11 protein-coding genes are annotated in these 15638 nt (G+C 66.4%); 5 read left to right on the forward strand and 6 right to left on the reverse strand.

Annotated features, from left to right (window positions below; genetic code table 11):
* Positions 1-121: 121 nt before the first annotated feature.
* Genes B0920_RS22790 through B0920_RS22800 form a run of 3 tightly spaced genes read right to left on the reverse strand, consistent with a single transcriptional unit; the run spans position 122 to position 5072 of the window.
* Positions 122-1330: a cyanophycinase gene (locus B0920_RS22790; protein ID WP_078034985.1), complete on the reverse strand. Its 1209-nt coding sequence runs from the start codon at positions 1328-1330 to the stop codon at positions 122-124.
* A 10-nt stretch (positions 1331-1340) separates the two neighbouring features.
* The gene (locus B0920_RS22795) at positions 1341-4085 is read right to left on the reverse strand and encodes a TonB-dependent receptor (protein ID WP_078034986.1); all 2745 of its coding nucleotides are present in this window, start codon (positions 4083-4085) and stop codon (positions 1341-1343) included.
* Positions 4086-4109: 24 nt separating this feature from the next.
* Positions 4110-5072, reverse strand: a complete 963-nt coding sequence (locus B0920_RS22800; protein WP_078034987.1) for a MurR/RpiR family transcriptional regulator — start codon at positions 5070-5072, stop codon at positions 4110-4112.
* 177 nt (positions 5073-5249) lie between these two features.
* On the opposite strand from B0920_RS22800, the gene B0920_RS22805 reads away from it, so the two are divergent.
* Complete coding sequence (locus B0920_RS22805; RefSeq protein WP_078034988.1) at positions 5250-6368, forward strand: succinylglutamate desuccinylase/aspartoacylase family protein; 1119 nt, start codon at positions 5250-5252, stop codon at positions 6366-6368.
* A 2-nt stretch (positions 6369-6370) separates the two neighbouring features.
* Positions 6371-7765 carry a YfcC family protein gene (locus B0920_RS22810; RefSeq protein ID WP_078034989.1) on the forward strand — a complete coding sequence of 465 codons (1395 nt, stop codon included), beginning with the start codon at positions 6371-6373 and terminating at the stop codon, positions 7763-7765.
* Positions 7766-8178: 413 nt separating this feature from the next.
* On the opposite strand, the gene B0920_RS22815 is transcribed toward B0920_RS22810, so the two are convergent.
* Positions 8179-10041 (reverse strand): phosphoenolpyruvate carboxykinase (GTP), encoded by a 1863-nt coding sequence (locus B0920_RS22815; RefSeq protein WP_078034990.1) that lies wholly within the window; start codon positions 10039-10041, stop codon positions 8179-8181.
* Positions 10042-10384: 343 nt separating this feature from the next.
* Between B0920_RS22815 and B0920_RS22820 the strand changes: the two genes are divergently transcribed.
* Positions 10385-11377, forward strand: coding sequence for a D-2-hydroxyacid dehydrogenase family protein (locus B0920_RS22820; protein WP_078034991.1), 993 nt, complete (start codon positions 10385-10387; stop codon positions 11375-11377).
* Between the two features lie 190 nt (positions 11378-11567).
* On the opposite strand, the gene B0920_RS22825 is transcribed toward B0920_RS22820, so the two are convergent.
* Complete coding sequence (locus B0920_RS22825; protein WP_078034992.1) at positions 11568-12323, reverse strand: L-asparaginase; 756 nt, start codon at positions 12321-12323, stop codon at positions 11568-11570.
* 137 nt (positions 12324-12460) lie between these two features.
* On the opposite strand from B0920_RS22825, the gene B0920_RS22830 reads away from it, so the two are divergent.
* Positions 12461-12946, forward strand: coding sequence for an asparaginase domain-containing protein (locus tag B0920_RS22830; protein WP_078034993.1), 486 nt, complete (start codon positions 12461-12463; stop codon positions 12944-12946).
* A gap of 90 nt (positions 12947-13036) precedes the next feature.
* The gene (locus tag B0920_RS22835; RefSeq protein WP_078034994.1) at positions 13037-14662 is read left to right on the forward strand and encodes a catalase; all 1626 of its coding nucleotides are present in this window, start codon (positions 13037-13039) and stop codon (positions 14660-14662) included.
* A gap of 38 nt (positions 14663-14700) precedes the next feature.
* On the opposite strand, the gene B0920_RS22840 is transcribed toward B0920_RS22835, so the two are convergent.
* Positions 14701-15597, reverse strand: a complete 897-nt coding sequence (locus tag B0920_RS22840; RefSeq protein ID WP_078034995.1) for a recombination-associated protein RdgC — start codon at positions 15595-15597, stop codon at positions 14701-14703.
* Between the last annotated feature and the right edge of the window lie 41 nt (positions 15598-15638).

A 15638-nucleotide genomic window follows, 5' to 3' on the forward strand; every position in this document is an offset into this window, starting at 1 on the left:
TCGCCAACTGTCTAGTTGGCCGTAAAACCGTCGTTCCGGCGAAGGCCGGAACCCAAGTTCCAGTGTGCAGCTACTCACACAAACTTAGGTTCCGGCCTTCGCCGGAACGACGTGGTTGTGATTATTCCGGCGTGTATAGCGGCTGCTGCATCCGCACCGGCCGCACGTCCATCCGGATCCGGTAGATCGACCACGCATCCTCGCGATTGGTCACGAACTGCCGGCTGTCCGGCGCGCGCGAGAAGGTGAACTCATAGCCGCGTTCCGGGTTCGGGCTGGGCGGTCCTTCGAAGGCCAGCCCGGTGGCGCGCTGCAGGTCGCTGTCGACCAGTTTGGCCAGGATGCTGACCACCGCGTTGTTCCCCAAAATATCCGTGTAGAACAGGTAGTCGCGATGCTCGGGCCGGGTCGCGTCCACCGGTTCCTTGCCCGGTCCGGCCACGAAGCTGCGGCTGGCCAGGTGGAACCTGTCCCCGTTGTCCAGATAACTGATGCGCGCGTTGGACAGGTTGAAGCGCGGCTGCGCCTTGTCCGAGACCGCGTCGTCCAGCTCCAGCAGGATCGCGCCGGTGTAGCCGATCACGCTCACCTCGCGGGAGGGCGCCACCACGGCCGCCGTGTTCTCGTCGATTCCCAGTCCCAGCTTGTAGCCCTTGCTCAGCATCGCCGGCAGCATGCGCGCGAAGCGTCCGCGCGCCAGCAGATGCTGGTCGATGAAGACGTCCTCGCCGATGAAACCCAGGCCGGGCGCGATGTCCTTGCCGTCCGTGACCCCGTTCTTGAGGACCGGCGCGACTTCCAGCGGCGGGTCGTAGAACATGGTGCTGCTCATGATGGCCGCGCCGGCGCTGGTGCCGGCGATCACGCCGCCGCGCCGGTACAAGGCCCACAGCGCGTCCAGCACCGCCGTGTTGCTGCCGTCCGCCCGGCGCAGAGTGCCGGTGATGCGGGCCTGGTCGCCGCCGGTGAAGAAGGCGCCGCCGGCTTCGCGCACGCTGCGCGCGATGGCCGGGTCGTCGGCCGCCTTGCGCGCGTCCGAGCCCGGCAGGCGCGGCGCCACCGGGACCACGAAGGCCCGGGCGCCGTGGCGGTTCAGGTAGTCCGCCGCCATCCGCCCTTCGCGCTCCGGGTTCTCGGCGGCCGAGGGGAAGACCGCGATGCGCGCGCCCTTGCCGCCGGCCAGTTCGACGATCTTCCCCCACACCGCCGCGTTGTCGGGGCGCAGGCCGCCGCCGATGATCACCAGCGAGCCCTTGGGCGCTTCGGCAGCCAGGCTGCCGCCGGCGCTGGCGATCCCCACCGCCAGCGCGAAGCACAGTTTCCTCAGCATGCCGCGCCCGTTACTTGAACGAGTAGTTCAGGCTCACGAAGCCGTTGCGGCCGCGCGGGTCGGTGTAGCTGGGGTCGTACCCGGCCAGGAAGTAATAGGCCTGGTTCGAGAAGGGCGGATCCTTGTCCAGCAGGTTCAGGATGCCGGCGCGCAGCTTGAGCTTCTCGGTGATGGCCCAGCTGCCGGTCAGGTCCCACAGCGAATACGACTTCACGCGGTTCGGCGCCAGCAGGGCGTCGGTGAAGGGATCGTAGGTGGTGTTCTGGTCGGTGTAGCTGGACGAGTACTGGTTCGCCAGGGTCAGGCTCACCGGGCCGTGGTCCCAGTCGAAGCTGACGCGGTGGCGCCACTTCTGGATCACCTGGTCGTTCAGGAACACGCCCAGGTTGCTGCGGTAGGGTTCCGACGGGCCGAACTGGCGGTCGTACTTGAGGATGCGGGTGCCCGACAGGTTGACGCCGAAGCGGCCCCAGGCGCCACGCTCGCTGCGCCATTCGGCGGCCACGTCGATGCCCGAGGTCTTCAGGCGCCCCTGGTTCTCCTTCATCAGGAGGATGTTGGAGATGAAGCCGTCCTCGTCGCGCTCGATGTACTTGCCGTTATAGGCGGCGGGGTTCTCGATGATGACCTGTTCGCCCAGGGTGCTGATGACGTCGCGCTTCTGGATGTTCCAGTAGTCGAGCGAGAAGTTGGAACGCTTGCTGACCTCGACCACCGCGCCCAGGGTGAACTGGCGCGACTTCTCGGGCTTCAGGTCGGGATTCGAGCGGCGTTCGACGTTCCACTGGTCGGTACAGGTGTCGATGCTGCCTTCCTGGGCCACGCACTGCGGGTCGGTCAGGATGCCGGCCGAGGTGCCGAAGATGGTCGGGCGCTTCAGGTCCGACAGCGAAGGGGCGCGGAAACCCGTGCCGGCCGAGGCGCGCAGCAGCAGGGCGCTGCTGGGCTGCCAGCGCAGGCCGATCTTCGGATTGGTGGTGCTGCCCACTTCGCTGTAGTGGTCGTAGCGCAGCGCGAACTGCATCTCGAGCTCCTTGGTGAAGGGCGCGTTCACCTCGGTGAACACCGAGGCCACGCGGCGGCGGTTGTCCGCGGTCTCGACCTCGAGCTGCTCGCCGGCCGGCACGGTGCTGTCGCGGTCGCCGGCGATGTTGTTCGACTTGAGCAGTTCGGACGGCGTGAACATCTGGTGCTCGCGCCGGTATTCGCCGCCGATCGCGATCGCCAGGTCGCCGCCGGCGAGCTGCATCAGCGAGCGCGAGACCTTGCCGTCGACCGAGGTCGAGATGCCCTTGGCCTTGCGCGCCTCGTCGTTCACCTTGATGCTGTTGATCAGGTCAAGGCCCGCCTGGGACGAGGGAGCGAAGGGATTCACGGTGCCGTTGCGCACGGCCGCGTCGAACTTGTCGAACAGGACGTAGCCGTCGAAGTAGCGGTCGTCGGCCGTGTTCTCGGCGCGCGAGACCGCCAGGTCGTAGTCCCAGCCGGCCACCAGGCCGGTGGCGCCGAGCAGCAGGCGCTGGCCTTCGCTGGTCACCTCGTTGCTGCGGTTGCCGGCTTCCTTCATGCGGTAGCGGATGCCGCTGAAGGTCGCGGGCAGGCCGGGTCCGGTCAGCGCGCGGCGGTAGGCCTCGGGCAGGATGCTGACCGGCAGGTCGCGGATGCGCACCGGGTTGGGCGAGAGCACGTACTTGGTCTTGGCCTCGGTCTGCACCAGTTCCGCAAACAGCTGGTGGTTGTCGTTGAGCTGGAAGGTGGCGCGGCCGATGAAGCCGATCTTGCGCGAGTCCGGGTAGATCTCGGTGTCTTCCATGTAGTCGTAGCTACAGCCGGCCACGCCGCCCGGGCCCTGGGGCGCGTAGACGGTGGCGGGCGGGTTGCAGTTGGGCGCGCTCGGGTTGATCCGGCTCACCCGGCTGCCGGCCGGCAGCAGGCCGGCGCCGATCAGCGCCGCGCGCTGGGCGGCCGAGATGTCGACGTTGGCCGGGAAGGTGTTGCTCGACATCTGGGCCGGCAAGGTGGTCGCCAGTGCGCGCTCGGCGATGAAGCTGCGCTGGCCGGAGCGCAGGGCGTCCAGTTCCTGGTAGTCCAGCACGCCGAACACGTTGAAGCGGTCCTTGGCCAGGTCGCCGGTGCCGGCGCTGATGCTGGCGGTGCGCTTGCCGGCGCCGCCGTGCTGGGTGCCGGCCGCCGACGCGGCCAGGTCGATGCCGGTGTAGTCCTTGCGGGTGATGAAGTTGACCACGCCGCCGATCGCGTCGGTGCCGTAGATCGCCGAGGCGCCGTCCTTCAGCACTTCGACGCGCTGGATCGCGCCGGCCGGGATGTTGTTCAGGTCCACGCCCGAGTTGTCGCCCGGCGAAGCGAAGTTGGCCAGGCGGCGGCCATTCAGGAGCACCAGGGTGGAGGAAGCGCCGATGCCGCGCAGGTTGGCCGCATTCAGGCCGCGCTGGCCCGAGGTGCCGTCGGTGATGCTGGGGCCGTCGGTGATGGGCGCGGTGTTGGCGCTGATGTTCTTCATCAGTTCGGCCGCGGTGGTGGCGCCCATCTTTTCGATGTCCTCGCGCGAGATGGTCTCGACCGGCAGCGCCGCCTCGGTGCTGATGCGCTTGATCGACGAACCGGTGATCTCGACCCGCTGCATCCTGGCCGGATCCGTCTGCGCCCATGCCTGCTGGGCGAACAGACCCAGCGCCGCGACGATGCTCGAGGCCAGGACGGTCGGCCGCAAGGTATTCGAAATGTGCTTACTCATGCATTGCTCCCTCTTGGTGGTGACTCAGGACTTCTTCACGTTCCGGCGCCTGGGGGCGCTTTCCTTTTTTTGCGAACTGCTGGTACGAATCTGGTGTTCACCGTAGAGGTAGGCGGCGATGGCCTCGGTGTGGCGCGCCGCCTTGGCGACGTTGGCCTTGTTGGAGGTCATCAGCGACACGGCGATCGCTTCGATGACCGCCAGCACCGCGCTCGCGCTGCTGGGCAGCACCGGGTGCGCGCTGTGCGCGTACAGCACCTGGTGCCCGAGTTCGGCCAGCGGCGAGGCGGGTGAATCGGTGATGGAGACCACGGTGGCGCCGCTGTCGCGCGCGAAGCGCGTCAGGGACACGGCGGCCAGGGTGTAGCGCGGCAGCGAGATCACCACCAGCGTGTCCTTGTCGGTGATGGTGGCGAGCTGGCTGGCCGCGACCTCGGTGCCGCCGGCGGCCGCCACTTCGACCACGTGGCGGCAGAAGGGCTGCAGGTGCATGGCCAGGGTGCCGGCCAGGAAGGTCGACAGGCCGAAGCCCATCACGTAGACGGTGCGCGCCTTGGTCAGGCCGGCGGCGATGCGGTCGATCTCGGCGCCCGCCAGCGAACGGCTGGTGGTGGTGATCGCCGCCTCGGCATAGCCCAGGCTTTCGAGCGCGGGCGAGGCCGGGCGGCGCGCGATAGAGCTGCGCAGCTTTTCCACCGGCTGCAGCATCGACTGCAGGGTCTCGGCCACGGCGCTGCGCATGGCGGCGTAGTTCTTGAAGCCGAGGTCGCGCGCGAAACGGCTGATGGTGGCGGTCGAGACCTCGCAGGCCTCGGCCAGCTCCTCGATGCCCAGGGCGGTGACGCGCACCTGGTTGCGCAGCAGGTAGTCGGCCAGCGCGCGGTTCGAGGCCGAGCCTTCGGCCAGCACCCGCAGCAGCGACTGCCCGAGGGAAGACTCGGCAAAACCGATATCGGGCGCGGCGTTATGCAGGTTGGCTGGACTCATCGTGGGTTGGGCTCTCGGCTGCTTTTATGTCATGCAAATTTCAAAACATTTGCCAAATGTAATCCAGGTTCGTCTACCGACTCAACTGGTTTTTGAAAATTTTTTTTCAGTGATTTACGTTGTGTAAAAAAACCTACATAATTCTTCGAAACGCAACCGGCGCCAGGAGACCTGCCTATGCCTATACAGACCCACCCGATCGCGAGCGAGCCGGGCCTTGCCAACTACACGCTGAGCGTATGCCGCTACGGCCGCGAAGGCAGCGGCAGGAAGGCTTATATTCAGGCTGCATTGCACGCCGACGAAGTGCCGGCCATGCTGGTGGCCCACTGTCTCAGGCGCCTGCTCGACCAGTACGAGGCCGAGGGCCGCGTGCGCGGCGAGATCGTGCTGGTGCCGGCGGCCAATCCGATCGGCCTGTCGCAACTGGTGCACGGCACGCCCTTCGGGCGCTTCGACCTGGGCACCGGCATCAACTTCAACCGCGACTTCCGCCACGTGGCCGAGGAGCTCAAGGACAAGCTGGCCGGCCGCCTCGGGCCGCACGCCGAGGCCAACGTGGGCCTGGTGCGCGAGGCGGCGCGCGCCGCCGTGGCGAGCTGGGAGCCCGAGGACGCCACCGAGGTGCTCAAGAAGACCCTGCTGTCGATGGCCATCGACGCCGACATCGTGCTCGACCTGCATTGCGATAACGAGGCGCTGATGCACGTATACGCGGGCACGGCGCTGCGCGACAAGGCCGTGCCGCTGGCGGCCCTGCTCGGCGCGCGCGCCCTGCTGCTGTCCAGCGCTTCGGGCGGCGCGCCCTTCGACGAAGCCTGCAGCCGCCTGTGGTGGGACCTGGCCGAGCACTTCGGCCCGCAGACCCCGGTGCCGCCGGCCTGCGCCGCCGTGACGGTGGAGCTGCGCGGCGAGATGGACGTGCGCTACGACTACGCCGAGCAGGATGCCAAGGCGCTGCTGCAGTACCTGGCGCGCGAAGGCCTGCTCGACATCCCGGTCGAGGAGCTGCCCGAGGCGCAATGCGCGCCGACGGCGCTGGAAGCGGTCGAGCCCCTGCATGCGACCCAGGCCGGGGTGCTGGTCTTCCACAAGCAGCTGGGCGAGCGGGTGGAAGCCGGCGAGGCGGTGGCCGACATCGTCAACCCGGTCAGCGGCGCGGTGGTCACCCTGCGCGCGCGCCATCCCGGGCTGCTGTTCGCCCGCACCGCCCACCGCCACCTGCTGCGCGGCATGCAGGTCTGCAAAATCGCGGGGCTCACGCCCTTCCGCACCGGTTCCCTGCTGAGCGACTGATCATGCGCCTGCGAATGCCCAACACCTTCGTGCTGCTGTTCGCGATCCTGGCGCTGATCGCGCTCGCGACCTGGTTCGTCCCCGGCGGCAAATACGACACCCACCTGGTCAATGGCCGGCAGCTGGTCGACCCGGATTCCTTCCACTACGTGGCCAGCAATCCGCAGGGCCTGGTGGACCTGCTCAAGTCGCCGATCCGCGGCTTCGTCGAGGCGGCCCAGATCATCGGCTTCGTGCTGTTCGTGGGCGGCGCCTTCGCGGTGCTGCAGAAGACCCAGGCGATCGACCGCCTGATCCTGTCGATCGCCCGCGCCCACCGCCATTCGCCGCTGGTGCGCGCCGCCATCATCCCGGTCTTCGTCACCCTGTTCTCGCTGGGCGGGGCGACCTTCGGCATGAACGAGGAGGTGATTCCCTTCATCCTGATCTTCGTGCCGCTGGCGCTGGCCCTGGGCTACGACACCGTGACCGGGGTCTCGATTCCCTTCCTCGGCTCCCAGGTCGGCTTCAGCGCGGCTTTCCTGAATCCCTTCAACGTCGGCATCGCGCAAGGGATCGCGGGGGTGCCGGTGTTCTCGGGAATGGGCTACCGCTTCATCGTGTGGGCGCTGGCGACCATCGTCACCATCGCCTTCCTGATGTGGTACGCGGCGCGGGTCAAGGCCAATCCGGCGCTGAGCCCGACCTATGTGCTGGACCAGGGCAAGCGCAAGGAGCTGCCGGAAACGAGCGGGGACGACGCTGAACACGAACACATGACCGGACGCCACAAGGCGGTGCTGCTGCTGTTCGCGGCCACGCTGGGCGCGATGGTGGTCGGGGTGGTGAAGTACGAGTGGTTCATCGACGAGATCGCCGCGCTGTTCCTGGCGATGGCGATCGTGGTGGGCATCGTCGGCCGCCTGGGCGCGGACGACTGGGTGGCCTCCTTCATGCAGGGCGTGAAGGACCTGGCGCCCACCGCGCTGGTGATCGCGATCGCGCGCGCCACCCTGGTGATCGCGCGCGAGGCCCACATCATCGATACGGTGCTGCATTCGCTGGTGCCGCTGGTGCAGTCCAGCCATCCGGTGTTCGCGGCCCAGAAGATGTTCCTGATCCAGTCGGTGATCAACTTCTTCATCCACTCGGGCAGCGGGCAGGCGGCGCTGACCATGCCGATCATGGCGCCGCTGGCCGACCTGGTGGGGGTGTCGCGCCAGACCGCGATCCTGGCTTTCCAGCTGGGGGAGTTGTCGACCTCGATGATTCCGACCTCGGGCATCACCGTGGGGGTGCTGGCGCTGGCGCGGATTCCCTGGCTGACCTGGGCGAAGTGGATGGTGCCGCTGCAGTTGATCTATCTGGTGATGGCCTTGCTGTTGTTGATACCGCCTTGTTTGATGGGGTGGAACTGAGGCGGGCGTAAGCGCTCATCTCCGTGTTAACCGTTAGCTCCAACCGGTCCCGTTAGCTCCAACCCGGCCCGTTAGAGCTTCAACCCGTCCCGTTAGCTTCGACCCGTCGTTCCCGCGAAGGCGGGAACCCAAGTTTTCCAGCGCAGCCCCTACGTTTATTGATGAGGTGACGCGACGAACTTGGATTCCCGCCTTCGCGGGAATGACGGTTTTGCGGGCGCGGGCCAGAACTTGGGTTCCTGCCAGGGAGCCGCCCTCGCGGGAGCGACGTGCGGGCACTTGGGGCCGGAAACGCGCTTTAGACAAGCCCAAATAAGTCAGGGGCGACGCCTTACAGCGCCGCCCCTGCTTTTTTTTTATGATCGCCGCCCGACGGCGGCCTCTCCCCACTCAGCCGGTCGAGTGTGCGTCACTCAAGCGGCCAGATGTTTCTCCAGCCTGGCCTTGGTGTCCACCAGTTCCTGCGGCAGGTGGTAGGCCAGTTTCTCGAACAGCTCGCTGTGCAGCTTCAGTTCCTCGTTCCAGGCGTCCTTGTCGATCGAGGTGATCTGGGTGAACTGCTGCTCGCTGAAGTCCACGCCTTCCCAATTCAGGTCGGCGTAGTTCGGCGAGGTGCCGAACAGGTGCTGCTGGCCGCCGCTCGCGCCGCCTTCGGCGCGGTCGAGGATCCACTTCAGCACGCGCATGTTGTCGCCATACCCCGGCCACACGAAGCCGCCCTTGTCGTCGGTGCGGAACCAGTTGACGCAGAAAATCTTCGGCACCGTCCCCTTGGCTTCGATCTTCTTGCCCAGGTCCAGCCAGTGCTGGAAGTAGTCGCTCATGTTGTAGCCGATGAAGGGCAGCATCGCGAACGGGTCGCGGCGCACCACGCCCATCTGGCCGGCGGCGGCGGCGGTGGTCTCCGAACCCATGGTCGCGGCCATGTAGACGCCTTCGACCCAGTTGTTGGCTTCGGTCACCAGCGGCACGGTGGTCGAGCGGCGGCCGCCGAAGATGAAGGCCGAGATCGGCACGCCGGCCGGATCGTCCCAGGCCGGATCGATCACCGGGTTCTGGGTCGCGGCCACGGTGAAGCGCGCGTTCGGGTGGGCGGCCTTGGTGCCGGAGGCCGGGGTCCAGTCCTTGCCCTGCCAGTCGATCAGGTGCGCCGGCGCTTCCTTGCTCATGCCTTCCCACCACACGTCGCCGTCGTCGGTCAGCGCCACGTTGGTGAAGATGACGTTCTCGCGCAGCGAGGCCATGCAGTTGGGATTGGTCTTGTCGTTGGTGCCCGGGGCCACGCCGAAGTAGCCGGCTTCCGGATTGATCGCATACAGCTTGCCGTCCGCGCCCGGCTTGATCCAGGCGATGTCGTCGCCGATGGTAGTCACCTTCCAGCCGTCGAAGGCCTTGGGCGGGATCAGCATCGCGAAGTTGGTCTTGCCGCAGGCGGACGGGAAGGCGGCCGCCACGTATTTCTTGTCGCCCTGGGGCGATTCGACGCCCAGGATCAGCATGTGCTCGGCCAGCCAGCCGGTGCCGCCCTGCTGGGCTTCCTGGTAACCCATGTTGGACGCGATGCGCAGCGCGAAGCACTTCTTGCCCAGCAGCGCGTTGCCGCCATAGCCCGAGCCGAAGGACCAGATCTCGCGGGTTTCCGGGTAATGCACGATGTACTTGGTCGGGTTGCAGGGCCAGGGCACGTCCTGCTGGCCGGACGCCAGCGGCATGCCGACCGTGTGCACGCAGGGCACGAAGTCGCCGTCGGTCCCGAGCACGTCGTACACGGCCTTGCCCATGCGCGTCATGATGCGCATGTTGACCGCGACGTAGGGCGAGTCGGAGAGTTCGACGCCGATGTGGGCGATCGGCGAGCCCAGCGGGCCCATCGAGAACGGCACCACGTACAGGGTGCGGCCGGCCATGCAGCCGTCGAACAGGCCGTTCAGGGTGCGGCGCATCTCGGCCGGGTCCATCCAGTTGTTGGTGGGGCCGGCCTGCTCCTTGGTGGCGGAGCAGATGAAGGTGCGGTCTTCGACGCGCGCCACGTCCGAGGGATCGGACCAGGCCAGGTAGGAGTTCGGGCGCTTGGCCGGGTTCAGCTTGCGCATCGTGCCGGCTTCGACCATCTGCGCGCAGAGGCGGTCGTACTCTTCTTCCGAGCCGTCGCACCAGTAGACGGCGTCCGGCTTGGTCAGGGTGGCGATTTCCGCGACCCAATTGATGAGCTTTTGGTGTTTGATGTAAGCTGGAACGTTCAAAGCGGCGACGCCGCCCATCACGGGCTGATTCATAGGTACCTCCAATGCCAATTAAGAATTCTGTCTGTCCCGGCACGGCAGGATCGTCGTCAGCCGGAAGCGGCATCCATTCCCAGGAGGAAATCGGCGGTACGGCGGCGTTACGGCGGTCGTGTCGACAGCCTCTGGCAAGGCTGGGAACGGTGCTGCTGGGTAACACTGTGGAGTCGTGTCAAACCCTTAAGTTCCAATCGATTGTACACCGCACAAACCCCGTTTCGAGGTCTTCTATTACAAAAAAGTAGGAATATTGACCTAGTAATGTAGTAGGCTATTTCGGTTTCGGGCATATCGTGTTATTCGTTTACGCGCACCTCATTACAATCTGACAACATCCATGAAAATTGCGATTCTCGACGACTATCAGGACGCCGTGCGCGGCCTCGACTGCTTCCGCTTGCTCGACGGACACGAGGTAAAAGTCTTCAATAACTCGACCAGGGGGCTGGGCCAATTGGCGATCCGGCTGGCCCCCTACGACGCCCTGGTGCTGATCCGCGAGCGCACCACTTTCCCGCGCGCACTGCTGGCCAAGCTGCCTAACCTCAAGCTCATCTCGCAGACCGGCAAGGTCAGCGGCCACGTCGACGTGGCGGCCGCGACCGAGCTCGGCATCGCCATTGCCGAAGGCATCGGTTCGCCCGTGGCGCCGGCCGAGCTGACCTGGGCACTGATCATGGCCAGTAGCCGCAAGATCGTCCCCTACGCCAACAACCTCAAGGAAGGCCTGTGGCAGACGGCCTCGATCAATCCCGCGCTCAACGGGCTGGGACGCTCGCTGCGCGGACGGGTGCTGGCGCTCTGGGGCTACGGCAAGATCGGCAAGCTCATGGCAGGCTATGGCCGCGCCTTCGGCATGCGGGTGCTGGTGTGGGGCAGCGAGAACAGCCGCCAGGCGGCGCTGGCGGACGGCTTCGAGGCGGCGGCGTCGCGCGCAGCCTTGTTCGAGCAGGCGGACGTGCTGAGCCTGCACCTGAGGCTGGCCGAGGGCACGCGCGGGATCGTGAACGCCGAGGACCTGGCGCGCATGAAGCCGGATGCCTTGTTCGTGAATACCAGCCGGGCCGAACTGGTCGCCGAGGGCGCCCTCGAGGAAGCGCTGCGCAAGGGGCGGCCGGGATATGCGGCGCTGGATGTATTCACCAGCGAGCCGCTGGCCGCGGATGCGGAACTGCTGCGGATTCCGACCGTGCTGGCGACGCCGCACCTGGGCTATGTGGAGAAGGACAGCTACGAGATCTACTTCCAGATCGCGTTCGAGAACGTGCTGAAGTTCGCGCAGGGGCAGCCGGACAATATCCTGAATCCGGAGGCCTTGGGGAAGCGTTGAGCTCGGGGCCTCGTTTCGTCGACATGCTTGACGGCGGGCCGCCCAAGCCTTCGCCCGAACTCAGGCAGGTGGCGTTGAGATAAGCTTCGACTCTGTCGTCAGCCGCCATACCGTCGTTCCGGCGCAGGCCTGGGCGGCCCCGCCGTAACCCAAGTTCCTCGCGCAGTGAAAAGGCCGGCTTGCACCACCCTCAGCGCAGCTCGGGCTCTCCCGTCAGATTCGGCTTGCGCGCCGGCATGACGTGGGTGCCCGTCCACAAGCCCGCCCAGCCCGGCGGCCAGCCGATGTCCGGCCCCGCATAGACCTTCAGGCCCGCCCGCACCGGCACCACCGGCACCGGCGGCGCTTCGACCAGGCCGCCGCCCGCGGGCCGCTCCATGTTCAGGCTGTACATGTATCCCGGCAGCAGCAGCTCGCAGGCCTGGGCGAACCAGGCCGTGTGGTCCTCGTCCCTTCCCAGCGCCTGCGCCAGGCCCTGCGGGTCGAATTTCGCCAGGGCATGGATCAGCTCATCCGTGCTCGCCCCGGGCAGATCGCCCCAGCCCATCACCGGATTGTTGTTGTAGTCCGCCCCCGAGCCATACCAGCCTTCGCGCCAGGTGCGCTGCATCCAGTTGCGCGGCCCGGTGAACAGGTGCCAGCGCCAGTGCAGCCCCGAGGGCTTGGGCCAGGAATACAGGTAGAGCTTCTGGTAACCCGCCTTGTGCAGTTCGCGCACCACGGCCATCAGGCGCGCGTGCGGCATGCGGTCGGGCGGGGCGCGGCGGAACAGGATGGGTTCGCCATCCGCGTGCTGCACCTCGTCGCTCGAGAGGTTCAGGTCCAGGGTGCGCGCCTCGTTCCCGAACCGGGCCGAAATCCAGCCCGTCAGGAGGTTGACGTGGGTGATCACGCCATAGCCTCGATGGCGGTGGAAGATGACGGTTCCGGGTGCGACTGCTTTCATGGGGAAACGTAAGGGATGGAAGGAAAGACGAGCAGTGTACTCATCCGATCCGACCGATTCTAGCGCAGTCACATATGGATACACTACCGTTTGCGGCTATCATGAACGACCTTTTTTTACCGCGTTTATAAACGATCATGACTTTGCGACTCATCGCCACCGGTGGCACTTTCGACAAGCATTACAATGAACTGAACGGCGTGCTCGGCTTCGCCGACAGCCATTTGCCCGAGGTAATCAAGCGCAGCCGCATGACCATTCCGGTCGCGCTCGACGTGCTGCCCCTGCTCGATTCGCTCGACATGCAGGACGCCGACCGCCAGCGCGTGCTGGCTTCCTGCCAGGCGGCCACCGAGAAGGCGATCGTCATCATCCACGGCACCGACACCATGCGCGAAACCGCGGCGGTGCTCGGGGCGGCCAAGCTCGACCAGACCATCGTGCTGACCGGCGCCATGATCCCCTACGAGATCGCCAATTCCGACGCCCTGTTCAACCTGGGCTTCGCCTGCGGCGTGGCCCAGGCCCTGCCGGCCGGAGTCTACGTTGCCATGAACGGCCAGGTCTTCCCCTGGGATAACGTGCAGAAGAACCGCGCCGCTGGCGTGTTCCAGAACCTCTAAGCGTCCGGCTTGCCACAGGGCAGCCGCGCGCTGCCCCTTTCCCTGCCTTCCTATACTCGCCTCTCCGATCGAAGCAGCAAGGAGAGAACAATGAACGAGCAGCGCCCCACCCTGACCACCCGCCAGGGTCACCCGGTCCGCGACAACCAGGCCATGCGTTCCGTCGGCGAACGCGGACCGGCCACGCTGGAAAATTACCAGTTCATCGAGAAGATCACCCACTTCGACCGCGAGCGGATTCCCGAGCGCGTGGTGCACGCGCGCGGCACCGGCGCCCATGGCGTGTTCGAGGCCTACGGGACGATCGGCGACGAACCGGCCAGCAAGTACACACGTGCGCGCGTGCTCAACGAGGTCGGCGTGCAGACGCCGGTGTTCGTGCGCTTCTCGACCGTGATCGGCGCCAGGGAGTCGCCCGAGACGGCGCGCGACCCGCGCGGCTTCGCCATCAAGTTCAAGACCGTGGACGGCAACTGGGACCTGGTCGGCAACAACCTCAAGGTCTTCTTCATCCGCGACGCGATCAAGTTCCCCGACATGATCCACGCCTTCAAGCCCGACCCGGTCACCAACCAGCAGGAGCCCTGGCGCTTCTACGATTTCATCTGCAGCCACCCCGAGGCCCTGCACATGGTCACCTGGGTCAAGAGCCCCTGGGGCATCCCGGCCAATTACCGCGAGATGGAAGGCTCGGGGGTGAACACCTACAAGCTGGTCAACGACCAGGGCGTGGCCCACCTGGTGAAGTTCCACTTCCAGCCCAGGCAGGGCGTGCGCAACCTGACTGCCAGCCAGGCCGCCGGAATCCAGGCCCAGGACACCAGCCACGCCACCCGCGACCTGTACGAGGCGATCGCGCGCGGCGACTTCCCGGAATGGGAGTTCTGCGTGCAGATCATGAGCGATGGCGAGCACCCCGAGCTCGATTTCGATCCGCTGGACGACACCAAGCGCTGGCCGGAAGACCGCTTCCCGCTGCTGCCCGTGGGCCGCCTGGTGCTGAACAAGAACCCGGACAATGTGTTCGCCGAGACCGAGCAGTCGGCCTTCGGCACCGGGGTGCTGGTGGACGGGATCGACTTCTCGGACGACAAGATGCTGCAGGGCCGGACGCTCTCGTATTCCGACACCCAGCGCTACCGGGTGGGGCCGAACTACCTGCAGTTGCCGATCAACGCGCCGCAGGAAGCGGCGAGCGCGCGCACCAACCAACGCGACGGCCAGATGACCTACTACGTCGATGGCCGCGGCGAGGACAAGCACATCAACTACGAGCCCAGCATCGTGGGCGGCTTCCAGGAAGCGCCCACACCCGACAAGGATTACCACCAGTGGGTCGAGGGCCACCTGGGCCGCTACCAGACCACGCGCACGGCGGACGATTACCGGCAAGCGGGAGAGCGCTACCGCAGCTTCGAGGAATGGGAACGCGAGGACCTGGTGAACAACATCGGGAGCGACCTCGCGAAGTGCCCGAACGCGATCCAGCTGCGAATGGTGTGGCACTTCTGGCACTGCGACGAGGATTACGGCCGACGCGTGGCGCAAGTGGCCGGGATCGACCTGGAGCGCGCGAAAGCACTCGCGCCGCTGCCGGGCAAGCCGGCGCCGCACCAGGATCGGGAAGGGCCGACCTATTCGGACGGCAAGCCGGAACGCGGCGCTGCGGGCAGCAAGGAACCGGCCACCAGCGAGGAAGTCGCGGCCTCGAAGTGAGGCCGCGGGCGCCCGGCCGGCCGGGCGCTAGTGGCGGATCAGGCCTTGGCTTCGCCGCCCAGGGCCTCGACCACGTCGGCCAGCAGCTTGGCCAGTTCGCCGGTCATCAGGACGATGTCGTTGTCGAAACGCTCGTCGTCGCTGTAGGTCGGCGCTTCGCCTTCCTTGATCACGTCCAGCGGCTTGACGCCCTTGATCGCCAGCGACTCGGTCAGCACGAAGCTGATGCGGTCGTTCCAGGTCATGGCCAGGCGGGTGCACTGCTTGCCGGCCGCGATGTGGCGGCGGATGTCGTCCGGTTCCAGGGTGTGCTTCACGTAGCGCACCGCGGCGCGGCTTTCGCCGGTGGCGCGCAGTTCGGTGTCCTGGTCGATGGTGAAGCCGTAGGGCGCTTCGTCGGCTTCCAGCCAGCCGGTCATCACCGCCACCGGCGAGCGCTGCACGCGCAGCGATTCGAGCGGCATGCGGTCCACCGCCTTGAGCAGCAGCTTGATCACGTCGTCGGCCTTGGCCGGGCTGGCCGCGTCGACCACCAGCCAGCCGTTGACCGGGTCGATCCAGACCCAGACGTTGCTGCGGATCGAGAACGCGCGCGGCAGCAGTTCGTCGGCCACGCGCTCCTTCAGTTCCTTCATCGCCTTCTTGCCCGGCGGGAAGCCCTGCTGCTCTTCCAGCTCGGCCGCCTTGGCCTTGGCCACCTGGTTGATGACCGACGAGGGCAGCAGCTTCTTCTCGGTGCCCAGCATCATCAGCATCTGCTTGTTGACGACGTGAACCAGCTTGCCGTTATTGCGTGGCGAATCCCAGCCCTGGCGCAGCAGTTCGTTGCTGCTGGCGGGCGTGAAGGCCTGGGACTGCAGCGCCTCTTCCAGTTGTTCCGGGTTGAATGCCCAGGGAGCGGGCAGGCGATAGATCTGAAGATTCTTGAACCACATACGCTGTTATCCGATTGTTTCAGTATTTCAAGGGAACGACA

Source organism: Massilia sp. KIM, assembly GCF_002007115.1.
Lineage (GTDB): Bacteria > Pseudomonadota > Gammaproteobacteria > Burkholderiales > Burkholderiaceae_D > Telluria.